This is a genomic window from Cupriavidus sp. WS, from assembly GCF_000395345.1.
GTDB classification, from domain to species: domain Bacteria; phylum Pseudomonadota; class Gammaproteobacteria; order Burkholderiales; family Burkholderiaceae; genus Cupriavidus; species Cupriavidus basilensis_B.
The window spans coordinates 1-22,178 of record NZ_AQPL01000287.1 but is presented as its reverse complement, the minus strand read 5'-3'; the positions used below and the strand labels follow the sequence as shown (position 1 = coordinate 22,178).

Here is a 22,178-nt window from a genome sequence, read left to right as displayed (position 1 = left end):
GGTGGCACGCCTGTCCCGGCGACGGGATGCGAGCTGAGGGCGTCAGCGCGGGCGCGGGCCGGCTGGCTGCCGAGCCGGGCGCGGCCACGGGGCGCGACACGGGCGGATAGGGAGCGCCTGCGTGTCTTGCTGTTCCGTGGCCGCGGCCCGGCGGGCAGCCAGCCTGGAGGCCTGCACCTTGCCGTGCCGACTCAGTCCGCCTGCTTGCGCAGGAAGGCGGGGATATCGTAGGTATCCACACCCTTCTCCTGCAGCGCGGCGACGTGGGCGGACGCCGATTCGCGCGAGCTGCGCCACACCGCCGGCGTGTCCAGGTTGCTGTAGTCCGGCGCGTTGCTGTGGCCCGCGTTCACGGTGTTGGTCATGTTGCCCATCATCTGCACCGGCATGTTGTCGGTGCCGGTCTTGAGCAGAGTCATCGGCTGCTGCTTCTTGGCCGAGCGGCCCAGGCCCGTGGCCACCACGGTCACGCGCAGCGCGTCGCCCATCGAGTCGTCGTACACCGTGCCGAAGATCACCGTGGCATCTTCCGCGGCGTAGCTGCGGATGGTGTTCATGACTTCCTTGGTCTCGGACAGCTTGAGCGAGCGGCTGGCGGTGATGTTGACCAGCACGCCGCGCGCGCCGGACAGGTCCACGCCTTCGAGCAGCGGGCTGGCCACGGCCTGCTCGGCGGCCAGGCGGGCGCGGTCCACGCCCGACACGGTGGCCGTGCCCATCATGGCCTTGCCCTGCTCGCCCATGACCGTCTTCACGTCTTCGAAGTCGACGTTCACCAGGCCATCGACATTGATGATCTCGGCGATGCCGGCCACGGCGTTGTGCAGCACGTCGTCGGCGCACTGGAAGCACTTGTCCATCTCGGCGTCGTCGCCCATCACCTCGAACAGCTTCTCGTTGAGCACCACGATCAGCGAGTCGACGCTGGACTCCAGCTCGCTCGAGCCGGACTCCGCCACCTTGGCGCGGCGCGCGCCTTCGAACTCGAACGGCTTGCTGACCACGCCCACGGTCAGGATGCCCATTTCCTTGGCCACCTGCGCCACGATCGGAGCGGCGCCGGTGCCGGTGCCGCCGCCCATGCCGGCAGTGATGAAGACCATGTGCGCGCCGCGCAGCGAGTCGGCGATCTGCTCGCGCGCCTGCTCGGCGCAGTTGCGGCCCACTTCCGGCTTGGCGCCGGCGCCCAGGCCGGTGTTGCCGAGCTGCAGCACGCGCGAGGCGGAAGAGCGCTTGAGCGCCTGGGCGTCGGTGTTCATGCAGATGAATTCGACGCCTTGCACGCCGCGGCTGATCATGTGCTGCACGGCGTTGCCGCCCGCGCCGCCCACGCCCACCACCTTGATGATGGTGCCGTCCTGCATTTCCGTTTCGATCATGTCAAAGTCCATCACTGCCTCCAAGAAGAATCAGCTGCCAAACGCTGCGGCCTCCCCGCCGCAACCCTTGGCTACTGAACAAGAAACCATCAAAAAGAACTGCCTGTTTCAACGGCCCGCCCCCGATCCGGTGGACAGCGCCGTCAATCTTTCAACATCCCGCGCGCCGGCAATATCAGAAATTGCCGACGAACCATTCCTTCATGCGGCCCCACACATGCTTGACGGAGCCGCTCTGCACCGCCACCCGGCGCCCGCGCATGCGCTGCACGCGACCTTCGAGCAGTAGTCCCATTACGGTCGAATAGCGCGGACTCTTTACCACTTCGTGCAAATTTCCGCGATATTCCGGCACGCCGACCCGAACCGGTTTGAGGAAAATGTCCTCGCCCAGTTCCACCATGCCCGGCATCATCGCCGTGCCGCCGGTGATCACCACGCCCGAGGACAGCAGTTCCTCGTAGCCCGATTCGCGCACCACCTGGTGCACCAGCGAGTAAAGCTCCTCGATGCGCGGCTCGATCACCGCGGCCAGCGCCTGCCGGCTCAGCGTGCGGGTGCCGCGGTCGCCCACGCCGGGGACCTCGATCATGTCCTCCGGGTCGGCGATGGCCTGCTTGGCGATGCCGTACTGGATCTTGATGTCCTCGGCATCGGGCGTGGGCGTGCGCAGCGCCATCGCGATGTCGTTGGTGATCTGGTCGCCGGCGATGGGGATCACGGCGGTGTGCCGGATCGCGCCTTCGCTGAAGATGGCGATGTCGGTGGTGCCGCCGCCGATGTCGACCAGCACCACGCCGAGCTCCTTCTCGTCCTCGGTCAGCACCGCCAGGCTCGAGGCCAGCGGCTGCAGGATCAGGTCGTGCACCTCCAGCCCGCAGCGGCGCACGCACTTGACGATGTTCTGCGCCGCGCTGACCGCGCCGGTGACGATATGCACCTTCACCTCCAGCCGGATGCCGCTCATGCCGATCGGCTCGCGCACGTCTTCCTGGCCGTCGATGATGAATTCCTGCGTCAGGATGTGCAGGATCTGCTGGTCGGTCGGGATGTTGACCGCCTTGGCGGTCTCGATCACGCGTGCCACGTCGGTCTGCGTGACCTCCTTGTCCTTGATCGCCACCATGCCGCTGGAGTTGAAGCTGCGGATGTGGCTGCCGGCGATGCCGGTGAAGACCTCGGAAATCTTGCAGTCGGCCATCAGCTCGGCCTCCTCCAGCGCGCGCTGGATGGACTGCACGGTGGCCTCGATATTGACCACGACCCCCTTCTTCAGACCCTTGGACTCCGACTGGCCCATCCCGATCACTTCATAGCTGCCGTCGGGGCGCAGTTCCGCCACCACCGCGGCCACCTTGGAAGTGCCGATATCGAGACCGACCAACAGGTCCTTGTATTCCTTGCTCATCGGGTTTTCTCCGCGTTCTTGCTCTTGAGTCGCGTCGGATTGTTTGTCGGATTGCTTGCCGCGGGCGCGCGGGCCTTGGCGGCCGCCGCGGCCTGCGCATCGGTCAGGAACCGCACGTTGGCCGCGCGGATGGCAAATCCGTTCGGATAACGCAGGTCCGCGTATTCGATCTGCTTGCCCCACTGCTCCGTGACCTGGGGCCAGGCCACCACGAACCGCTTCACGCGCTGCGCCATCGCATCGCGCTCTTCATCGTTCTGCTCGCGCCCGAGCTCGATCACCATGCCGTTGGACAGCCGCGTGCGCCAGGCGTAGCGCTGCGACAGCGTGACCGCCAGCGGCTCGACCTTGAGCGGCTTGAACCATTCGCGCATGACCTCGAGCTTGTCCACCACGTCGGACTCGCTGTCGGGCGGGCCGTCCAGCGCGAGCAGCTGCGCGTCTTCCTCGGCCTCGGCCGGGTTGGCCACGAAGATCTCGCCGTAGGTGTTGATCAGGCGCCCGCCGTCGGCATTGCCCCAGGTGCCGAGCGCCTCGTGCTCCTCGACCTCGACCGCCAGGCCGTTGGGCCATTCGCGCCGCACGCTGGCGCGCCGCACCCAGGGCACGGACTCGAAACTCTGGCGCGCCTCGTTGAGGTCGAGCGTGAAGAAGTTGCCGCTCAGCTTGCCCAGCGCGTTGGCGCGCACGCCCGGCGCGTTGACGTGGCGCAGCGTGCCGCCCGCCATCGCCGACAGCTCCACGTGCGTGATGGCGAACACCGGCCGCTGCGCCAGCCACAGCAGGCCGGCGGCGAACGCCATCAGCGCCACCAGCGCGTACAGCGTGGAGGCGATCAGGTTGAGCAGGCGGGTGTTGTGCCACATGGCTTGGGGCGTTTCCGTTCGGTCGGTTCAGGTTCGGTCGGCTTCTGTTGCTCAGTCGGGTTTCCAGGCGTCGTTCGGGTGCAGGTCCAGCGTGGCGGCGGCCGTCACCTGCAGCACGAAATCCTCGTAGCTGATGCCGGCCGCGCGCGCCGCCATCGGCACCAGCGAGTGGCCGGTCATGCCGGGCGAGGTGTTCATCTCGAGCAGGAACGGCTTGCCGTCGGCGCGCAGCATCACGTCGGCGCGCGCCCAGCCGCGGCAGCCCAGCACGCGGAACGACTGCACCGCCAGGCGCCGGACCTCGGCCTCGACGTCGTCCGGCAGGCCCGACGGGCACAAGTATTGGGTAACGTCAGTAAAGTACTTGTTTTGATAGTCGTAGTTGGCGCCGGGCGCGACGATGCGCACCACCGGCAGCGCCTCGGCGCCGGCGCCCTCCCCCACGATCGGGCAGGTCAGCTCGGCGCCGTCGATGAATGCCTCGGCGATGACGTCGTTGTCCAGCGCCGCGGCCTTCTCGAAGGCGGCCCGCATCTGGCCGGCGTCGGTGACTTTGCTCAGGCCGATCGACGAGCCCTCGCGCGCCGGCTTGACGATCAGCGGCAGGCCCAGGTCGGCCACCACGGCGGCGAAGTCGGTGCCGGCATCGAGCATGGCGAAGCGCGGCGTGGGCAGCCCGTGCGTCAGCCACAGGCGCTTGGTGGCCTGCTTGTCCATCGCCAGCGCGGAGGGCAGCACGCCGCTGCCGGTGTAGGGCACGCCGAGCTGCTCCAGCAGGCCCTGCATGGTGCCGTCCTCGCCGTAGCGGCCGTGCAGCGCGATGAAGACGCGATCGAAGCCGGCCGCGGCCAGCTCGGCCACCGGCTGCAGGCCCGGGTCGAAGGCGTGCGCATCGACGCCGCGCGCGCGCAGCGCGGCCAGCACGCCGTTGCCGGACATCAGCGAGATCTCGCGCTCGGCCGAGCGGCCGCCCAGCAGCACGCCGACCTTGCCGAGCGATTTCGGGTCGATATTGGGATGGGCGACGAAGCTCATGCGTGGCCTCCCGATGCCTGTTGCGATGCTTGTTGCGAAACCAGTTGCCCCGGCACGCCGCCGATGGTGCCGGCGCCCATCGTCACCACGACATCGCCGGGCCGGACGGCGTTCAGGATGGCCTGCGGCATTTCCTCGATCTGCTCCACGAAAACGGGTTCAACCTTGCCCGCCACGCGCAGCGCGCGCGTCAGCGCGCGGCCGTCGGCGGCCACGATGGGGGTCTCGCCGGCGGCATAGACCTCGGTCAGCAGCAGCGCGTCCACGGTGCCGAGCACCTTGACGAAGTCCTCGAAGCAGTCGCGCGTGCGGGTAAAGCGGTGCGGCTGGAACGCCAGCACCAGCCGGCGGCCCGGGAACGCGCCGCGCGCCGCGGCCAGCGTGGCGGCCATCTCGACCGGGTGGTGGCCGTAGTCGTCGACCAGCGTGAAGGTGCCTTCGGCCCCGTCCGCGCCGGTGCAGGCCACTTCGCCGTAGCGCTGGAAGCGCCGGCCCACGCCGTGGAACTCGCGCAGCGCCTTGACGATGGCGGCGTCGGGCACCTCCAGCTCGATGGCGATGGCGATGGCGGCCAGCGCGTTCTGCACGTTGTGCATGCCAGGCAGGTTCAGCACCACGTCCAGCGGCGGCTCGGCGTGGCCGTTCAGCTGGCGCAGCACGGTGAAGTGCATCTGGCCGTCGACCGCGCGCGCGTTGACCGCGCGGATCTGGGCGTCCTCGGCGAAACCGTAGCGCACGATCGGCTTGGACACGAACGGCATGATCTCGCGCACGCTGGGATCGTCCGCGCACAGCACCGCGATGCCGTAGAACGGCAAGCGCTGGGTGAACTCCACGAACGCCTGCTTGAGCCGGGCGAAATCGTGCCCGTAGGTGTCCATGTGGTCGGCGTCGATGTTGGTGATGACCTCGATCACCGGGAACAGGTTGAGGAACGACGCATCCGACTCGTCGGCCTCGGCCACGATGAAGTCGCCCGTGCCCAGGCGCGCGTTGGCGCCGGCCGAGTTGAGCCGGCCGCCGATCACGAAGGTCGGGTCGAGCCCGCCTTCGGCCAGCACCGAGGCCACCAGGCTGGTGGTGGTGGTCTTGCCGTGGGTGCCGGCGATGGCCACGCCCTGCTTGAGGCGCATCAGCTCGGCCAGCATGACCGCGCGCGGCACCACCGGGATGCGCCTGGCGCGCGCGGCCAGCACCTCGGGGTTGTCGCCGGTCACGGCGGTGGACACCACCACGGCGTTGGCGCCGTTGATGTTGGCGGCGTCATGGCCGTGCGTCACGGTCGCGCCCAGCGAGGCCAGGCGCCGCGTGGCGGCGTTGCTGCCCACGTCGGAGCCCGAGACCTTGTAGCCCAGGTTCAACAGGACCTCCGCGATGCCGCTCATGCCGGCGCCGCCGATGCCTACGAAGTGGATGTTCTTGACGATGTGCTTCATGAATCCGTTTGTTTCAATCCCTGGCCATCTGGCTGCAGATCTCCGCCACGCGCCGGGTCGCTTCCGGCTTGGCGAGACCGCGCGCCTGGTGCGCCATCTCTTTGAGTCGGGTCCGCGTGAGCGAGGCCAGCGTGCGCGCCAGCCCCTGCGCGGTCAGTTCGTTCTGCTGGACCAGCAAGGCCGCGTCCTGCCGCGACAGGAATTCCGCGTTGGTGGTCTGGTGGTCGTCCACGGCATGGGGAAACGGCACGAACAGCGCCGCCACGCCCGCCGCCGCCACCTCCGACACGGTCATGGCGCCCGCGCGGCAGATCACCAGATCCGCCTCGGCGTAGGCGCCGGCCATGTCGTCGATAAAGGGCACGGCTTCCGCCTGCACGCCGGCCGCCTGGTAGTTGGCGCGCAGCGTGTCGATCTGCCTGGCGCCGGCCTGGTGCTTCACCAGCGGGCGCGCGGCTTCCGGCAGCAGCGCCAGCGCCTTGGGCACGATCTCGTTGAGCGCCGCGGCGCCGAGGCTGCCGCCCACCACCAGCAGGCGCAGCGGGCCGCTGCGCTGGTCGTAGCGCTGGTCCGGCGCGGGCATGCGGGCCAGTTCCTCGCGCACCGGGTTGCCGGTCCACTCGCTGTCCGGCAGCGCGTTGGGGAACGCGCACAGCACGCGGTCCGCCACCCTGGCCAGCACCTTGTTGGCCAGCCCGGCGATGGAGTTCTGCTCGTGCAGCACCAGCGGGCGCCCCAGCAGCGAGGCCATCATGCCGGCCGGGAAGGTGATGTAGCCGCCCATGCCGAGCACCACGTCGGGCCGCACGCGGCGCAGCGCCCGCAGGCTCTGCCAGAACGCGCGCAGCAGGTTCAGCGGCAGCAGCAGCTTGGTCAGCGGCCCCTTGCCGCGCAGGCCGCCGAACTGGATGAATTCCATCGGGATGTCGTACTTGGGCACCAGCGTGGCTTCCATGCCGCCGCGGTTGCCCAGCCACACCACGCGCCAGCCCTGCTCGCGCAACGCGCGCGCGACCGCCAGCCCGGGGAACACGTGCCCCCCGGTGCCGCCGGCCATCACGAGCAAGGTGCGCGCAGCGGTCATACTTTGCCCCCACGCATCATCACCCGGTTCTCGTAGTCGACCCGCAGCAGGATCGCCAGCGCGACGCAGTTCATCAGGATGCCCGAGCCGCCGTAGCTCACCAGCGGCAGGGTCAGCCCCTTGGTCGGCAGCAGGCCCAGGTTCACGCCCATGTTGATGAAGGTCTGCCAGCCGACCCACACGCCGATGCCCTTGGCCACCAGGCCGGCGAAGGTGCGGTCGAGCTGCAGCGCGGTGCGGCCGATCTCGAAGGCGCGGCGCACCAGCCAGTAGAACAGCACGATCACCACCAGCACGCCCACGAAGCCGAATTCCTCGCCGATCACGGCGAGGATGAAGTCGGTGTGCGCTTCGGGCAGGTAGTGCAGCTTCTCGATGCTGCCGCCCAGCCCCACGCCGGTCCATTCGCCGCGCCCGAAGGCGATCAGCGAGTGCGTGAGCTGGTAGGCCTTGCCGAGCGCGTTGGCTTCTTCCCACGGGTTGAGGTAGGCGAAGATCCGCTCGCGCCGCCACGGCGAGGCCGTGATCAGCAGCGCGAACGCGCCCACCGCCACGCCGACCAGCCCGGCGAACAGCTTGCCGTTGATGCCGCCCAGGAACAGGATGCCCATCGCCACGGTGGCCACCACCAGGAAGGCGCCCATGTCGGGCTCCAGCAGCAGCAGCATGCCCACCACCACCACCGCCACGCCCATCGGCAGGAAGCCCTTGCCCACGTTCTGCATCCACTCCTGCTTGCGCACGGTGTAGTTGGCGGCGTAGAGCACCACCGCCAGCTTCATCAGCTCGGACGGCTGGAAGTTCATGATGCCCAGCGGGATCCAGCGCCGCGCGCCGTTGACGCCCTTGCCGACGAAGGGCACCAGCACGACCACCAGCAGCAGCAGCGCGATCACGAACAGCTTGGGCGCGTAGCGGTCCCAGAACTTGACCGGGATCTGGAACGCCAGCAGCCCGCCGGACAGGCCGACGAACAGCGCGAACGCATGCCGCGCGAGGAAGTGGCTCTCGCGGTAGTTGGCGTAGCGCGGCGAGTCGGGCAGCGCGATCGAGGCCGAGTACACCATCACCAGGCCGAGCGCGAGCAGCACGATCGACACCCACAGCAGCGGCTGGTCGTACTCCATCATGCGCGAGCGGGTCGGCTTGACGCCGGACACCGCGTCGCGCAGGCCACCCCAGGCATTGCCGATGGTGGCGCCGATGAAACCGCTGCGCTTGACCTGTGCGTCGCTCATGGCACGATCCCCCGGGACATCGCCAGTTCTTCCACCGCGGCACGGAACACTTCCGCGCGGTGCACGTAGTTACGGAACATATCGAGGCTGGCGCAGGCCGGCGACAGCAGCACGGCGTCGCCGCCCTGCGCGGCACCGGCGGCCAGCGTGACCGCCTGCTCCAGCGTGGCGGCGTCGGCCAGCGTCACGCCGGTGCCGGCCAGCGCGCGGCGCAATTCGCCGGCGTCCTTGCCGATCAGCACCACGGCGCGCGCGTACTGCGCCACGGGCGCGGCCAGCGGCGAGAAATCCTGGCCCTTGCCTTCGCCGCCGGCGATCAGCACCACGCGCTTGTCCAGGCCCGACAGCGCGGCCACGGTGGCGCCCACGTTGGTGCCCTTGCTGTCGTCGAAATACTCCACGTCGTCCACCGTGGCGACCCACTCCACGCGGTGCGGCTCGCCGCGGTATTCGCGCAGGCCGTGCAGCAGGGCATTGAGCGGCAGGTCGATGGCGCGGCACAGCGCCAGCGCGGCCATCGCGTTGGTGGCGTTGTGCATGCCGCGGATATGCAGCGCGTCGGCCGGCATCAGGCGCTTGTGACGCACCGGCACGGCCGGCTCGGCCTCGGCGGCGGCCTTGCGGCGGCGCGGCTTGTTCTCGCCCTCGGCCTCGCTGTCGGCCTCGGCGATCACCAGCCACGGCATGCCGCCCTCGCGCAGCACGCCGAAGCTGCCGGGCGTCTCCGGCAGGTCGGTGCCGAAGGTGACGGGCACGGTGCCCGCGCGCGCCATCTCCAGGCTCAGGCGGTCGTTGCGGTTGAGCACCTGCAGGCAGCCGGGCTCGCCCGGCGCGGGCGCCGGGCCGAACACGCGCGCCTTGGCGGCGGCGTAGGCTTCCATGCCGCCGTGCCAGTCGAGGTGGTCCTGCGTGACGTTGAGCACGGTGGCCGCGTGCGGCGCCAGCATATAGGTGGTCTCGAGCTGGAAGCTGGACAGTTCCAGCACCCAGACCTCGGGCAGCGTGGCCGCGGCGATGCAGGCGGCCAGTTTGTCCAGCGCCGACGGGCTGATGTTGCCGGCCACCGCCACGGTCTTGCCGGCGCGCTCGACCAGGCGGCCGGTCAGCGCGGTGGTGGTGGTCTTGCCGTTGGTGCCGGTGATCGCCAGCACCTTGGGCGCGTAGCCGGATTCGGCCCGCAGGTGGGCCAGCGCCCGCGCGAACAGCTCGATCTCGCCCCACACCGGGATGCCGCGCTCGCGCGCCGCCGCCAGCAGCGCGGCGGTGGCGGGCTCGCCCGGCGGCAGGCCGGGGCTGATCGCCACCAGGCCGATGCCGTCGAGCAGCGCCACGTCGAACGCGCCGCCAATGAATTGCGCCGAGGGCAGCTCGGCCCGCAGGAAGACCAGGTTGGCGGGAGCCTCGCGCGTGTCGGCGACGCGCACGGGGGCGCCGTACTGGCCGCACCAGCGCGCCATCGCCAGCCCCGATTCGCCGAGGCCCAGCACCAGCACATGAGGTTTCTGCAACTCGCCAAACACTTCGTTTTCCGCCCTTTTCGTTACGTTGTTACACCGATGCCGGCCGCGCGCTCAGCGCAGCTTCAGCGACGACAGCCCGATCAGCACCAGCAGCATGGTGATGATCCAGAAGCGCACCGTGACCTGCGTTTCCTTCCAGCCCGACAATTCGAAGTGGTGATGCAGCGGCGCCATCCTGAACAGCCGCCGGCCCTCGCCGTAGCGCCGCTTGGTGATCTTGAACCACGTCACCTGCAGCATCACCGACAGCGTTTCCACCACGAAGATGCCGCCCATCACGAACAGCACGATCTCCTGGCGCACGATCACCGCCACCGTGCCGAGCGCGCCGCCCAGCGCCAGCGCGCCCACGTCGCCCATGAAGACCTGGGCCGGGTGGGCGTTGAACCAGAGGAAGGCCAGGCCCGCCCCGGTCAGCGCCGAGCAGAAGATCAGCAGCTCGCCCGCCCCCGGGATGTGCGGGAACAGCAGGTATTTGCTGTAGACCGCGCTGCCCATCACGTAGGCGAACACGCCCAGCCCGCTGCCGACCAGCACCACCGGCATGATCACCAGCCCGTCGAGGCCGTCGGTCAGGTTCACCGCGTTGCTCGAGCCGACGATCACCAGGTAGGTCAGCACGATGAAGCCGGCCACGCCCAGCGGGTAGCTCACTTCCTTGAAGAAGGGCACGATCAGGTTGGACTTGTAGGGCATGTCCAGCGACATGCCGCTCTCGACCCAGCCCAGGAACAGGTCCCACACCCGCACATTGCTGCTTTCCGACACCGAGAACGCCAGGTAGACCGCGGCCACCAGGCCGATCAGGGTCTGCCAGAAGAACTTCTCGCGGCTCGACATGCCGCGCGGGTCGCGGTAGACCACCTTGCGGTAGTCGTCCACCCAGCCGATCGCGCCGTATCCCAGCGTCACCAGCATCACCACCCAGATGAAGCGGTTGCCCCAGTCGCACCACAGCAGCGTGGAGATGCCGATCGACACCAGCACCAGCACGCCGCCCATGGTGGGCGTGCCGGCCTTGACCAGATGCGACTGCGGGCCGATGGTGCGCACCGCCTGGCCGATCTTCAGTTCGGTCAGCTTGCGGATCACCCACGGGCCCAGGCACAGGCCGATCAACAGCGCGGTGAGGTTGGCCATCACCGCGCGGAAGGTCAGGTAGTTGAAGACCCGCAGGAAGCTGTAGTCGTTTTGCAGCCACTGGGCCAGAGCCAATAACATCGTGTTCCGTATTCCTTTCGACAACCGCCCGGCGGCGCCGGGCTTCTCGTTTGCTTGCGATTACCTGATCGGGCGTTGCCGGCCACCGGCCGCATCTTTCATGCCCCTCATGCCTGTCACGCCCCTCACGCTTTCGGCGCGGACGTGTCTGCGACCAGCGCATCCACCATCCGTTCCATGCGCATGAAGCGCGATCCCTTCACCAGCACCGCGCCCGCGCGGGCCACGATGCCGTCCTCGTCCCGCGCCAGCGCGCCGGCCAGCGCCTCGGCGCTGTCGAAATGGCGCGCCTGCCCGCCGCCCTGCGCGCCGAACGCGCGCACCGCGTCGGTCATGGCCGCGCCGGTGCCCCACAGGGCCTCGATGCCGCGCGCGGCGGCGTAGGCGCCGATCTCCGCGTGGAAGGCCGGGCCCTGGTCGCCCACTTCGCCCATGTCGCCCAGCACCAGCAGGCGTGGCGCGGCAAACCCGGCGAGCACGTCGATGGCGGCGCGCACCGAGTCCGGGTTGGCGTTGTAGGTGTCGTCGATCACCAGCGTGCCGGCGGCGGTGTGCTTGACCTGCAGGCGCCCCTTGACCGCGGCGAACCCGGCCAGCCCGGCGCGGATGGCCTCGTGGCCGACGCCGGCCGCCAGCGCGCAGGCCGTCGCCGCCAGCGCGTTGCGCACGTTGTGCGTGCCCAGCACCGACAGGCGCACCTCGAAGGCGCCGCCCGGCGCCGTGACCCGCATCACCTGCACGCCGTCGTCGAGATGCACGTCGGCGCGCACGTCGGCGCCGGCGGCCAGGCCGAACGACAGCACGCGGCGCTGGCCGGCGGCCTCGCGCCAGATGCCGGCATGCGCGCCGCCGCCCTCGGCGTCGAGCGGGAACACCGCCACGCCGTCGGCGGGCAGCGCCGCGATGGCCGCCGCGTGTTCGCGCGCCACCGCTTCCACGCTCACCATGAATTCCTGGTGCTCGCGCTGGGCGTTGGTGACGACGGCGACCGTCGGCTGGGCGATGCCGGCCAGGTAGACGGTCTCGCCCGGGTGGTTCATGCCGAGCTCGAGCACGGCCAGCCGGTGCGCGGCGTCCAGGCGCAGCACCGTCAGCGGCAGGCCGATGTCGTTGTTCAGGTTGCCGCCGGTGGCCAGGCGGGCGCCCTCCCCTACCGCCGCGGCGAAGATCGCGGCGATCATTTCCTTGACCGTGGTCTTGCCGTTGCTGCCGGTCACGGCCACCACCGGCAGGCTGAAGCGGCGGCGCCAGCCGGCGGCCAGTTCGCCCAGCGCCAGGCGCGTGTCGGGCACCACGATGGCGGGCAGGCCGAGCGCGGCGTCGGGCGCGCGCGCCACCAGCACCGCGGCGGCGCCGCGCGCGGCCACGTCGGCGAGGAAATCGTGGGCGTCGAAGCGCTCGCCCTTGAGCGCGACGAACAGGTCGCCGGGCTGCACGGCGCGGCTGTCGGTCAGCACGCGCGCAAAGCCCAGGGCGGCCGTATCGGCGGCGGCGGCGGCGGCGGGCATGGAAAGGCGCGCGCCGGCGATCCAGCCGGCGGCTTGCTGCAGATTGGTCATCATGTTCCGGTTCATGCGGCCACCCCGCGCGTGCCCAGCGTCAGCCGGACGTGTTCGCGATCGGAGAACGGCCGCTTGCGGCCCTGCACTTCCTGGGTGGCCTCGTGGCCCTTGCCGGCCACCAGCACCACGTCCGCGGCGGCGGCGTGCTTGATGGCGTAGAGGATGGCGGCGGCGCGGTCCTCGATCAGGTGGGCGCGGCCGCGCTCGTCCATGCCGTCGGCGATGGCGTCGAGGATGTCGAGCGGATCTTCGCTGCGCGGGTTGTCGCTGGTCAGCACGACTTCGTCGGCCAGGCGCTCGGCCACCGCGCCCATCAGCGGGCGCTTGGTCGGGTCGCGGTCGCCGCCGCAGCCAAACACGCACCACAGGCGGCCGTTGCGGGCCTGCGCCACCGGGCGCAGCGCGGCCAGGGTCTTGTCCAGCGCGTCGGGCGTGTGGGCGTAGTCGACCACCGCCAGCGGGCCGTCCTGGCCGCCGCCGAACAGTTCCATGCGGCCGTCGACCGGCCTGAGCGCGCGCAGCGCGTCGACGGCGGCGTCCCAGGCGATGCCGTTGGCCAGCGCCGCGCCGAGCACGGCGAGCAGGTTGCTGACGTTGAAGCCGCCGATCATCGGCGTGGCGACGTCGGCGCTGCCGAAGCTGCCGTCCACGCGGAAGGCGGTGCCGGCGGCGGTGGCGCGCACGCCGCTGGCGCGCAGCCACTGGCCGCCCTTGCGGGTGGCCGCGGCCGGGCCGTCGAGGCCGTATTCGATGACCTGCGCGGCGGCCTGCTTGCCGGCCAGCAGGCGGGCGCCCATGCCGTCGTCGCGGTTGACCACCGCGGCGCGCAGGCCGGGCCACTGGAACAGCAGCGCCTTGGCCGCCTCGTACTCGGCCATCGTGCCGTGGTAGTCGAGGTGGTCCTGGGTCAGGTTGGTCAGCACCGCCACGTCGAAATGCGTGCCGGCCACGCGGCCCTGCTCCAGGCCGTGCGAGGACACTTCCATCGCGACCGCGCGGGCGCCGGCGTCGTGCAGCGCGGCCAGGCTGTCCTGCAGCTGCACCGCGTCGGGCGTGGTGAAGCCGGTGGCCGCCAGCGCGCCGGGAAAGCCGGTGCCGAGCGTGCCGATGGTGGCGCAGGGCTTGCCCGCGGCCTGCAGCAGCCGCGCCAGCCATTGCGCGCACGAGGTCTTGCCGTTGGTGCCGGTGATGCCGGTCACGGCCAGGCCGCGCGCGTCGTTGCCGTACCAGCCGGCCGCGATCGGGCCGGCCAGCTGGTGCAGGCCGGCGATGCCGAGATGCGGCACCGCCTCGCCGTGCGGCCAGGCGAAGCCGTCCGCTTCATAAAGGATGGCGCTGACGCCGCGCGCGATGGCCTGGGCGATGTGCGGGCGCGCGTCGGTCGACAGGCGCTGGTTGCCCAGCACGTAGGCGAAAAACACGTCGCCCTGGGTCAGGCGGCGCGTGTCGCCGGTGAGGCGGGCGCCGGCAGGCGCGCGCTGGCGCAGCCAGGCCAGCGCGTCGGCGGCCTGGGCGGCGATTTCGAGGGGCAGCAGCTGGCGGTTCATTGGGATGCGCTCCACGGCTCGCTTTCCTGCACCTTGTCGCTGACCACCAGCTGGCGGATCGGCGAATCGGGCTGCACGTTGAGCGCGCGCAGCGTGCCGCCGGTGATGGCGGCAAAGGCCGGGCCCGCCGCCGCGCCACCGTAGTGGCTGCCGGAAGTGGGCTCGTCCACGCTGACCGCCACGATGACGCGCGGGTTGGACATCGGCGCCAGACCGATGAACGAGGCGCGGTACTTGCTGCGGTCGTAGCCGCGGCCGACGTGCTTGTACGCGGTGCCGGTCTTGCCGCCGACGCGGTAGCCCATCACCTGGGCCTCGGGCGCGGTGCCGCCGGGCGCCGTCACGGTTTCCAGCATGCCGCGCACCTGGCGCGCCACTTCGGGCGACAGCACGCGCTCGCCGCTGACCGGGCCGTCGCGGCGGAACATGGTGACGGGAATCAGCTCGCCGTCGTGGGCGAAGATGGTGTAGGCATGCGCGATCTGGAACAGCGACACCGACAGGCCGTAGCCATACGACATGGTGGCCTGCTCGATCGGGCGCCAGCTCTTGTACGGGCGCACGCGGCCGGCGACCGCGCCGGGGAAGCCGAGCTTGGGCGCCTGGCCCAGGCCCACGCTGGTGAACATGTCCCACATCTCCTGCGGCTTGAGCAGCATCGAGATCTTGGTGGTGCCGATGTTGCTGGACTTCTGGATGATGCCGGCCACGGTCAGCGCCCCGTAATTGTGGGTGTCGCTGATGGTGGCGCCTTCGTAGGTGAACTTGCCGGTGGTGGCGAACACCGTCGACGGCGTGACCCGCTTGAGCTGCAGCGCCAGGCCGATGGTGATCGGCTTCATCATCGAGCCGGGCTCGAAGGTGTCGGTCAGCACGCGGTTGCGCAGCTGCTCGCCCGACAGGCGGGTGCGGTCGTTGGGGTTGTAGGTCGGCCAGTTGGCCAGCGCCAGCACCTCGCCGGTCTGGGCGTCCAGCACCACCGCGCTGGCGGCCTTGGCCTTGCTGCGCTCGACGATGGCCTTGACCTCGTTGAAGGCCAGGTACTGGATCTTGGCGTCGATGGAAAGCTGCTGGTCCTCGCCGTCGCGCGGCGTCTTGAGGATGCCGACGTCCTCCACCACGCGGCCGAGGCGGTCCTTGATGACCTGGCGCGCGCCGGACCTGCCGGCCAGCACCGGCTCGCGCGCGAGCTCCATGCCTTCCTGGCCGCGGTCTTCGACGTTGGTGAAGCCGACGATGTGCGCCATCGCCTCGCCTTCGGGGTAGAAGCGCTTGTATTCGCGGGTCTGGTGGATGCCCTCGATCTTGAGCGCGGCGATCTTGTCCGCGGCGTCGGGCAGCACCTGGCGCTTCAGGTAGACGAAGCTCTTGTCTTCCGTAAACTTGCGGCGCAGCTCCTTGTCGCTCATGTCGAGCAGCTTGCCGAGCTGGCGGATCTTGTCCGCGTCGATCTGATCGGGCACGTCCTCGGGCACCGCCCAGATGGCCTTGACCGGCAGGCTGGTGGCCAGCACCAGGCCGTTGCGGTCGAGGATCTTGCCGCGCGTGGCCGGCAGGTCGAGCGTGCGCTGGAAGCGCTTCTTGCCCTCGGCCTCGTAGAACTGGTTGCCGGGGCCCTGGATCCACAGCGCGCGCCCGGCCAGCGCCACGAAGGCGGAGAACATCATGAACACCACCAGCTTGGAGCGCCACATCGGCAGGCGCAGGCCCAGCACCGGGCTGGCCGCGAACTGGCCGGTGCGCGGGCGCGAGGGGCTGCCGCGCTGCTGGCCGCGCTGCGAGGGATGGGCGATGGTCATGGCTTGCTCCCCGCGGGCGCCGAGGCCGCCGCCGCAGCGGAAGCCGCAGTCGCCACGGTAGCCGGCGGAGTGTCGAGCACCACGCCGGCCAGGTATTGGGTACGGCCGGGAATGACCGGCGTCATCTTGAGCTGGGTGCGGGCCGCGTCGGCGATGCGCGCGCTCTTGCCGAGCGCGCTCTGCTGGTACTGCAGGCGCGACCAGTCGATGTCCAACTGCTTTTCTTCCGCCTGGGCACGCTCGAGGGCGACGAACAGCGTGCGCGCCTGGTGCTGCGCGCTCACCAGGGAGAGCGCACAGAAGATCAGCGCGGCAAGCAGGAAGAAAGTCAGGCGGTTCATGCGTGGCCAGCCTGTGCCGGCGCACGCGCCGGCAGTTTCTCGGCCACCCGCATCACGGCCGAGCGCGCGCGCGGGTTGGCGGCCACTTCGTCGGCGCCCGGCTTGACGCGGCCGAGCAGCTTCAGCGTCGGCTGCGGCAACTGGTCGGCGCGCAGCGGCGCGCGGCGCAGGGCCGGGTCGGCATCCTGCTGCGGACGGGCGTGCGCCTGCATGAACCGCTTGACGATGCGGTCCTCGAGCGAATGAAAGCTGATCACCACCAGCCGCCCTCCTGCCTGCAGCAGATCGTATGCCGCGCTCAGTCCTCTTTCGAGGTCCGCAAGCTCTTGATTGACGTGAATCCGTAGAGCCTGAAAGGTGCGGGTCGCAGGGTCCTGGCCCTTCTCGCGAGTCTTGACGGCTTTCGCCACGAGTGCGGCAAGCTCGGCCGTAGTGGCGAGTGGCCCGCCAAGGCCGGGTTCGCTCCGGCGAGCAACAACCGCCTTTGCAATCTGTACAGCAAACCGTTCTTCCCCATAGTCCCGTATCACCCTCGCGATGTCTTGCTCTTCCGCCTGCGCCAGCCACTCGGCGGCGGTGACGCCGCGCGTGGTGTCCATGCGCATGTCCAGCGGGCCCTCGAAGCGGAAGGAGAACCCCCGCTGCGCATCGTCGATCTGGGGCGAGCTGATGCCCAGGTCGAGCAGTATCCCGGCCACCGGGCCGCGGGCCGCCAGACGGCCGGCCATGTCGGCGAAGCTGGTGTGCTCAATGGAGAAGCGGGCATCCTCGATGGTGCCCGCCTCTGCGATTGCTGCCGGATCCTTGTCGAAGGCCACCAGTGCCCCGGCCGGCCCCAGCCGGGCCAATATGGCCCGGCTGTGCCCCCCTCTGCCGAAGGTGCCGTCCACATAGACGCCATCGGGCCGCCAGACGAGCGCTTCGACAGCCTCGTCCAGCAACACGGTGCGATGGCGCAGGGCGGTGGTCCCCGGCGTTTGAGTTGAGCTCATGACCTCGTCAGAAAGAGAAGTTCTTCAATGCTTCCGGCATGCCCTGCGCCATTGCCTGCTGTTCCTTGGCGGCGTAGGTCGCGGCATCCCAGACTTCGAAATGGCTGCCCATGCCGAGCAGCATGACTTCCTTGTCGAGCTGCGCGGCGCTGCGCAGCTCGGGCGCGATCAGCACGCGGCCCGCGCCGTCCATGTCGACGTCCGCCGCGTTGCCGAGGAAGATGCGCTTCCACCAGTGCGCGTCCATCGGCAAAGCGGCGATGCGGGCCCGGAAGCTTTCCCATTCGGGCCGCGGAAACAGCAGCAGGCAGCCATCCGGGTGCTTTGTCAGCGTTACCCGGCCCTCGGCCTGCTGTTGCAGCGCTTCACGGTGCCGCGCCGGAATCGACATCCGGCCCTTGGCATCCAGTGACAGCGCCGATGCGCCCTGAAACAAGCTCGCTCCCGATCCGTGTCCGCCCGCTCTGCCGTCGGTTGGCACGGTAAACCCAGTAAAGCCGACGTTGGGGGATGATCCCACAGCCAGCCCGCTTTTTCACACAAAAATACACTTCCTCACACTATTTCCCACTTTAGAGGAAGCGATTTGGCGGGTCAAGGCTCGCCGCGGGGCAACAAACCGGGTTTTTTTAATCAGAACAATGACTTAGCGCGCACTCTTCACGCACCGAAAAAGTGAATCCCTAATGAAATGAAGATCTTATGGAGGAAAGCAGAGAAACCACCTGAGAACGACCGGGGAAGGAACTGCCTGCCGCACGAAAATCCGTCTCGCGGGACCGATGGAAGGATACAACGTTTTGTTGTCTACCCCGCCCGCGCGGGGACCCGCGCCGGCCCGGCGGCCGGGCCTCTCGGATCCCTCGGATCCCTTAGATCCGATAGGCAGCCGTGGTCATGACGCGCGACGCGGCCCGCATCATCGCGCGCACCGGCGCCGGCAGCGGGATGCCGCCGGCCTCGCGGGCGGTGGCGCCGTGGCGCACCTCGTCGTCGCGCATCTGCTCCAGGATCGCGCGCGAGCGCTGGTCCGCGGCGGGGAGCTGTCCGAGATGGCCGTTGAGATGCTGCTCGACCTGGCTCTCGGTCTCGGACACGAAGCCGAGGCTGACGCGGTCGCCGGCGCGGCCGGCGGCCCAGCCGATGGCGAACGCGCCCGCGTACCAGAGCGGGTTGAGCAGGCTGGTGCGCGAACCAAGCTCGCGCAGGCGCTCGGCGCACCAGCCGAGATGGTCTTCTTCCTCGCGCGCAGCCTGGTCCATCTGCGCGCGCACCTGCGGCGTGTGCGCGGTGAGCTTCTGCGCCTGGTAGAGAGCCTGCGCGCAGACCTCGCCGACATGGTTGATGCGCATCAGCCCGGCCACGTGGTGGCGTTCCCGCTCGTCGAGGCGGCCGTCGTCCGGCGCCAGCGCCGCGGCCGGATTGGCCCGCTCGGCCCGCGTCACGCCCGCGATCGCGCGCAGGGCCACATCGAATTCTCGAATCAAGGTATCCATCAATGCTTGCACTCGTGATTGCCCGCGCGCGCGCTCCGCGGCGCGGCCGGCAAGGAAACGGGACCTGCGCGGACCCGCGCGGATCCGGCCTCGGGATTTCCCGCATTGTACCGTGCCCGCCGTGGCGGCCTTGCCGCGGCGGCGCCAGCGCTCGCCTTGCCTGCCGCGCTTCCGATACTCCAAAACCCTGAGTTGTGAAAAGCTGACAAGGGCAGCACCCCGGATTGTGAAACGGAGGCGGTTTGTTACAGTGGTTGGCAACTTCTGACGAAGTTGGGTAAGCGGGCGATGGAGACTCAGGAGGTTTCCCCGCTGACCACCAATAATTCTTACATGGAGATCATCGAGCATGAAAAAATCGCTTCTTGCGTTGGCGGCGCTTGGCCTTTTCGCCGGTGCTGCGCAAGCCCAGTCCAGCGTGACGCTGTATGGCGTCGTCGACATGAACGTCGAATACGTCAGCCATCTCGGCCCCACCGGCGACAACGCATACCGCCTGACGTCGGGCGGCCTGTCTGGCTCGCGCTGGGGTCTGCGCGGCGTCGAAGACCTGGGCAGCGGCCTGAAGGGGTTGTTCGTGCTCGAAAACGGTTTTGGCCTCGATGACGGCAAGGCGCAGCAGGGCAGCCGCCTGTTCGGCCGCCAGGCTTACGTGGGCCTGGAAAGCGCCCAGGTCGGCCGCTTCACCTTCGGCCGCCAGTACACCACGCTGTTCGACCTGCTCGCCAACTTCTCGCCCAGCGGCTACGCGACCCAGTACGAGCCGGTGGTGGCCCAGCTCGGCCTGAACTTCCGCTCGGACAACACCGCCAAGTACACCGGCGTGTTCGGCCCGGTGACGGCGATCGCGCACTGGTCGTTCGGCAACGGCGTGTCCGGCGGCGGCGAAGCCCCCGGCCAGTTCCGCCGCGACACCGGCTACGGCGCGGGCGTGTCCTATTTCGCCGGCCCGGTCGGCGCGACCATCGCCTACGACCAGTACAACCCGAGCGTGATGGCCGGCACCACCTTCGCCGGCACCGGCACGGTCAAGAAGGCCGCCGTCGCCGCCAGCTACGCCTGGGGCCCGGCCAAGCTCATGGGCGGCTACCGCTGGGGCCAGAGCAAGGCGCAGAACGGCACGACGGTGCTGCGCGACGACTACTACTGGATCGGCGCCAACTACCAGGTCACCGCGGCACTGGGCCTGACGCTGCAATATAACTACGACAACGTGAAGAACCAGGGCGGCGTCAATGTCCCGAATCCGTGGGAAATCTCGTTCATCGCCGACTACAACCTGTCCAAGCGCACCGACCTCTACCTGACCACCGCGTTCTCGAAGTACGCGGGGGTGAACCTCGACACCTCGGCCATCGCCTTCGCCAACGGCTACCCGCTGGGCCCGGGCAAGACGACCATGCTCGGCGTGGGCCTCGGCATCCGCCACAAGTTCTGAGCGCGTCCGCGCGACCTGGCAACGGCACCTTCGGGTGCCTTTTTGCCGTTGGCGGGGGCGGCGGCCTAGGGCATCACCTCATCGGCACCTCCGGCGGCGAGCCCTAGAATGCAGCAAACCCGCAGCCGCAACCGTGCGGCGCGGCCAGATCAGCCAGGAGACACCATGCACCGCCACCGCCGCCGCGCGACCCTCATGCTGCTTGCCAGCGCCGCCAGCGCCTGCCTCGGCCTGCTTGCCGGCGCCGCGCCGGCGCTGGCCGCCGATCCCTACCCGAACAAGCCGATCCGCCTGGTGGTGCCGTTCCCGGCCGGCGGCACCACCGACATCCTGGCGCGCGCGGTGGCGGCAGAGCTGTCCAAGCTGCCGGGCTGGAACGTGGTGGTGGACAACCGGCCCGGCGCCGGCGGCAACATCGGCGCCGACATGGTCGCCAAGTCGGCGCCCGACGGCTATACGCTGCTGATGGGCACGGTGGGCACGCACGGCATCAACCAGTCGCTGTACGGCAAGCTGCCGTTCGACCCGATCAAGGATTTCGCGCCGATCACCGAGGTGGCGTCGGTGCCCAACGTGCTGGTGGTCAACCCCGCCTTCGCGCAGCAGAACCGCATCAACAGCGTGCCGGACCTGATCGCCTACGCGCGCGCCAATCCCGGCAAGCTCAACATGGCATCGAGCGGCAACGGCACCTCGATCCACCTCGCCGGCGAACTGTTCAAGACGCAGACGCATACCTTCATGGTGCATTTCCCGTACAAGGGCAGCGGCCCGGCGCTGACCGACCTCGCCGGCGGCACCATGCAGCTCATGTTCGACAACCTGCCGTCTTCGATGGCGCTGATCAAGGCCGGCAAGCTCAAGGCGCTGGCCGTGACCAGCGCCAGGCCCTCGCCCGCGCTGCCGGGCGTGCCCACGGTGGCCGAGGCCGGCAAGCTGCCGGGCTTCGAGGCCAGCTCCTGGTTCGGGCTGCTGGCGCCGGCCGGCACGCCGCACGAGATCGTCGCGCGCATCCAGCAGGAAGTCACGCGCTCGCTGGCCACGCCGGCCGTGCGCGAGAAACTGCAGGCCCAGGGCGCCGAACCGGTCGGCAACACGCCGGAACAGTTCGTCGTGTTCATCCGCGCCGAACACACCAAGTGGGCCAAGGTCGTCAAGGACTCGGGCGCTAAGGTGGACTGAGCACCCGCCGATCCCCGCGCCGCCCGGCGCGGGAGGGCATATACTTGAGGCATCAAACAACCTGCCTGCCGCGATGCCCACCACGACTGCCGCCGAGATCCCCGTCAAGGCCGGCGCCGACGAACCGCCGGTCGATCTCGAAACCCGCGCCGACGATGCCAGCCACGACGGCCTGCGCCTGTGGCTGCGCCTGCTGACCTGCACCAACCTGGTGGAAGCCGACATCCGCTCGCGGCTGCGGCAGGAATTCGCCTGCACGCTGCCGCGCTTCGACCTGATGGCGCAGCTGGACCGCCACCCCGAGGGCCTCAAGATGGGCGAGCTGTCGCGCCGCATGATGGTCACTGGCGGCAACGTCACCGGCATCACCGACCAGCTCCAGGAAGAAGGCCTGGTATCGCGCGAAGCGCTGCCGAGCGACCGCCGCGCCTACCTGATCCGCCTCACGCCGGCCGGGCGCACGGCGTTCTCGAAGATGGCGCGCGCGCACGAAGACTGGATCGAGCAATTGTTCGGCGGCCTGCCGCAGACCGACCGCCGCGCGCTGTTCCGCCTGCTGGGCCGGCTCAAGAGCGGGCTGGCCAGCGCATGAACGCGGCACACCGCGCGCGCCCGCTGCGGCTGGCCGCCTGCC

General features: G+C 69.6%; 19 protein-coding genes. 3 read left to right on the top strand and 16 right to left on the bottom strand.

Translation table 11 applies throughout. The annotated features are described in order from the left end of the window. Positions 1-191: 191 nt before the first annotated feature. From ftsZ to coq7, 16 genes are all read right to left on the bottom strand, one after another. Complete coding sequence (ftsZ, locus tag K206_RS0122910; protein ID WP_020204728.1) at positions 192-1,391, bottom strand: cell division protein FtsZ; 1,200 nt, start codon at positions 1,389-1,391, stop codon at positions 192-194. 163 nt (positions 1,392-1,554) lie between these two features. Beyond that, complete coding sequence (gene ftsA, locus K206_RS0122905) at positions 1,555-2,787, bottom strand: cell division protein FtsA (RefSeq protein WP_020204727.1); 1,233 nt, start codon at positions 2,785-2,787, stop codon at positions 1,555-1,557. Then, the gene (locus tag K206_RS0122900) at positions 2,784-3,653 is read right to left on the bottom strand and encodes a cell division protein FtsQ/DivIB (RefSeq protein WP_020204726.1); all 870 of its coding nucleotides are present in this window, start codon (positions 3,651-3,653) and stop codon (positions 2,784-2,786) included. Before K206_RS0122900 ends, ftsA begins: the two co-directional genes overlap by 4 nt. A 51-nt stretch (positions 3,654-3,704) precedes the next feature. Next, positions 3,705-4,688, bottom strand: coding sequence for a D-alanine--D-alanine ligase (locus tag K206_RS0122895; RefSeq protein WP_020204725.1), 984 nt, complete (start codon positions 4,686-4,688; stop codon positions 3,705-3,707). Next, entirely contained in the window at positions 4,685-6,124 is a 1,440-nt protein-coding gene (gene murC, locus K206_RS0122890; RefSeq protein WP_020204724.1) for a UDP-N-acetylmuramate--L-alanine ligase, read from the bottom strand. Before murC ends, K206_RS0122895 begins: the two co-directional genes overlap by 4 nt. A gap of 13 nt (positions 6,125-6,137) precedes the next feature. Next, positions 6,138-7,208: an undecaprenyldiphospho-muramoylpentapeptide beta-N-acetylglucosaminyltransferase gene (murG, locus tag K206_RS0122885; RefSeq protein ID WP_020204723.1), complete on the bottom strand. Its 1,071-nt coding sequence runs from the start codon at positions 7,206-7,208 to the stop codon at positions 6,138-6,140. Further along, positions 7,205-8,446 carry a putative lipid II flippase FtsW gene (gene ftsW / locus K206_RS0122880; RefSeq protein WP_020204722.1) on the bottom strand — a complete coding sequence of 414 codons (1,242 nt, stop codon included), beginning with the start codon at positions 8,444-8,446 and terminating at the stop codon, positions 7,205-7,207. The genes murG and ftsW overlap by 4 nt, the downstream gene beginning before the upstream one ends. Continuing rightward, entirely contained in the window at positions 8,443-9,966 is a 1,524-nt protein-coding gene (murD, locus tag K206_RS0122875) for a UDP-N-acetylmuramoyl-L-alanine--D-glutamate ligase (RefSeq protein ID WP_029043963.1), read from the bottom strand. Before murD ends, ftsW begins: the two co-directional genes overlap by 4 nt. Before the next feature lie 51 nt (positions 9,967-10,017). After that, positions 10,018-11,187 (bottom strand): phospho-N-acetylmuramoyl-pentapeptide-transferase, encoded by a 1,170-nt coding sequence (gene mraY / locus K206_RS0122870; RefSeq protein ID WP_029043962.1) that lies wholly within the window; start codon positions 11,185-11,187, stop codon positions 10,018-10,020. A gap of 125 nt (positions 11,188-11,312) precedes the next feature. Beyond that, positions 11,313-12,761 carry a UDP-N-acetylmuramoyl-tripeptide--D-alanyl-D-alanine ligase gene (murF, locus tag K206_RS0122865; protein WP_029043961.1) on the bottom strand — a complete coding sequence of 483 codons (1,449 nt, stop codon included), beginning with the start codon at positions 12,759-12,761 and terminating at the stop codon, positions 11,313-11,315. After that, complete coding sequence (locus K206_RS0122860; RefSeq protein ID WP_020204718.1) at positions 12,758-14,296, bottom strand: UDP-N-acetylmuramoyl-L-alanyl-D-glutamate--2,6-diaminopimelate ligase; 1,539 nt, start codon at positions 14,294-14,296, stop codon at positions 12,758-12,760. Before K206_RS0122860 ends, murF begins: the two co-directional genes overlap by 4 nt. Beyond that, a complete protein-coding gene (locus K206_RS0122855; protein WP_020204717.1) occupies positions 14,293-16,095 on the bottom strand; it encodes a penicillin-binding protein 2 in 1,803 nt (600 codons plus the stop codon). Before K206_RS0122855 ends, K206_RS0122860 begins: the two co-directional genes overlap by 4 nt. Then, positions 16,092-16,436: a cell division protein FtsL gene (gene ftsL, locus K206_RS0122850; protein ID WP_020204716.1), complete on the bottom strand. Its 345-nt coding sequence runs from the start codon at positions 16,434-16,436 to the stop codon at positions 16,092-16,094. Before ftsL ends, K206_RS0122855 begins: the two co-directional genes overlap by 4 nt. Further along, the gene (gene rsmH, locus K206_RS0122845; RefSeq protein ID WP_020204715.1) at positions 16,433-17,428 is read right to left on the bottom strand and encodes a 16S rRNA (cytosine(1402)-N(4))-methyltransferase RsmH; all 996 of its coding nucleotides are present in this window, start codon (positions 17,426-17,428) and stop codon (positions 16,433-16,435) included. The genes ftsL and rsmH overlap by 4 nt, the downstream gene beginning before the upstream one ends. 7 nt (positions 17,429-17,435) lie before the next feature. Next, on the bottom strand, positions 17,436-17,864 hold the full coding sequence (mraZ, locus tag K206_RS0122840) for a division/cell wall cluster transcriptional repressor MraZ (protein ID WP_029043959.1): 429 nt from the start codon (positions 17,862-17,864) through the stop codon (positions 17,436-17,438). A 436-nt stretch (positions 17,865-18,300) separates the two neighbouring features. Beyond that, on the bottom strand, positions 18,301-18,924 hold the full coding sequence (coq7, locus tag K206_RS0122835; RefSeq protein WP_029043958.1) for a 2-polyprenyl-3-methyl-6-methoxy-1,4-benzoquinone monooxygenase: 624 nt from the start codon (positions 18,922-18,924) through the stop codon (positions 18,301-18,303). Between the two features lie 349 nt (positions 18,925-19,273). Here coq7 and K206_RS0122830 point away from each other — a divergent pair, with 349 nt between their 5' ends. The 3 genes from K206_RS0122830 (at position 19,274) to K206_RS0122820 (ending at position 22,136) form a co-directional block, all read left to right on the top strand. Continuing rightward, positions 19,274-20,362, top strand: a complete 1,089-nt coding sequence (locus K206_RS0122830) for a porin (RefSeq protein ID WP_029043957.1) — start codon at positions 19,274-19,276, stop codon at positions 20,360-20,362. Between the two features lie 165 nt (positions 20,363-20,527). Beyond that, positions 20,528-21,544 (top strand): tripartite tricarboxylate transporter substrate binding protein, encoded by a 1,017-nt coding sequence (locus tag K206_RS0122825; RefSeq protein WP_020204711.1) that lies wholly within the window; start codon positions 20,528-20,530, stop codon positions 21,542-21,544. A gap of 73 nt (positions 21,545-21,617) precedes the next feature. Continuing rightward, positions 21,618-22,136 (top strand): MarR family winged helix-turn-helix transcriptional regulator, encoded by a 519-nt coding sequence (locus K206_RS0122820; RefSeq protein ID WP_020204710.1) that lies wholly within the window; start codon positions 21,618-21,620, stop codon positions 22,134-22,136. Positions 22,137-22,178: the final 42 nt, after the last annotated feature.

Bases quoted from the DNA above. Each gene is read 5' to 3' on its own strand.
- murC (WP_020204724.1), bottom strand. From the start codon at position 6,124: ATGAAGCACATCGTCAAGAACATCCACTTCGTAGGCATCGGCGGCGCC.
- K206_RS0122855 (WP_020204717.1), bottom strand. From the start codon at position 16,095: ATGACCATCGCCCATCCCTCGCAGCGCGGCCAGCAGCGCGGCAGCCCC.
- K206_RS0122820 (WP_020204710.1), top strand. From the start codon at position 21,618: ATGCCCACCACGACTGCCGCCGAGATCCCCGTCAAGGCCGGCGCCGAC.
- ftsW (WP_020204722.1), bottom strand. From the start codon at position 8,446: ATGAGCGACGCACAGGTCAAGCGCAGCGGTTTCATCGGCGCCACCATC.
- rsmH (WP_020204715.1), bottom strand. From the start codon at position 17,428: ATGAGCTCAACTCAAACGCCGGGGACCACCGCCCTGCGCCATCGCACC.
- mraY (WP_029043962.1), bottom strand. From the start codon at position 11,187: ATGTTATTGGCTCTGGCCCAGTGGCTGCAAAACGACTACAGCTTCCTG.
- K206_RS0122830 (WP_029043957.1), top strand. From the start codon at position 19,274: ATGAAAAAATCGCTTCTTGCGTTGGCGGCGCTTGGCCTTTTCGCCGGT.
- ftsA (WP_020204727.1), bottom strand. From the start codon at position 2,787: ATGAGCAAGGAATACAAGGACCTGTTGGTCGGTCTCGATATCGGCACT.
- ftsZ (WP_020204728.1), bottom strand. From the start codon at position 1,391: ATGGACTTTGACATGATCGAAACGGAAATGCAGGACGGCACCATCATC.
- K206_RS0122860 (WP_020204718.1), bottom strand. From the start codon at position 14,296: ATGAACCGCCAGCTGCTGCCCCTCGAAATCGCCGCCCAGGCCGCCGAC.
- K206_RS0122900 (WP_020204726.1), bottom strand. From the start codon at position 3,653: ATGTGGCACAACACCCGCCTGCTCAACCTGATCGCCTCCACGCTGTAC.
- murG (WP_020204723.1), bottom strand. From the start codon at position 7,208: ATGACCGCTGCGCGCACCTTGCTCGTGATGGCCGGCGGCACCGGGGGG.
- murF (WP_029043961.1), bottom strand. From the start codon at position 12,761: ATGAACCGGAACATGATGACCAATCTGCAGCAAGCCGCCGGCTGGATC.
- ftsL (WP_020204716.1), bottom strand. From the start codon at position 16,436: ATGAACCGCCTGACTTTCTTCCTGCTTGCCGCGCTGATCTTCTGTGCG.
- K206_RS0122895 (WP_020204725.1), bottom strand. From the start codon at position 4,688: ATGAGCTTCGTCGCCCATCCCAATATCGACCCGAAATCGCTCGGCAAG.
- coq7 (WP_029043958.1), bottom strand. From the start codon at position 18,924: ATGGATACCTTGATTCGAGAATTCGATGTGGCCCTGCGCGCGATCGCG.
- K206_RS0122825 (WP_020204711.1), top strand. From the start codon at position 20,528: ATGCACCGCCACCGCCGCCGCGCGACCCTCATGCTGCTTGCCAGCGCC.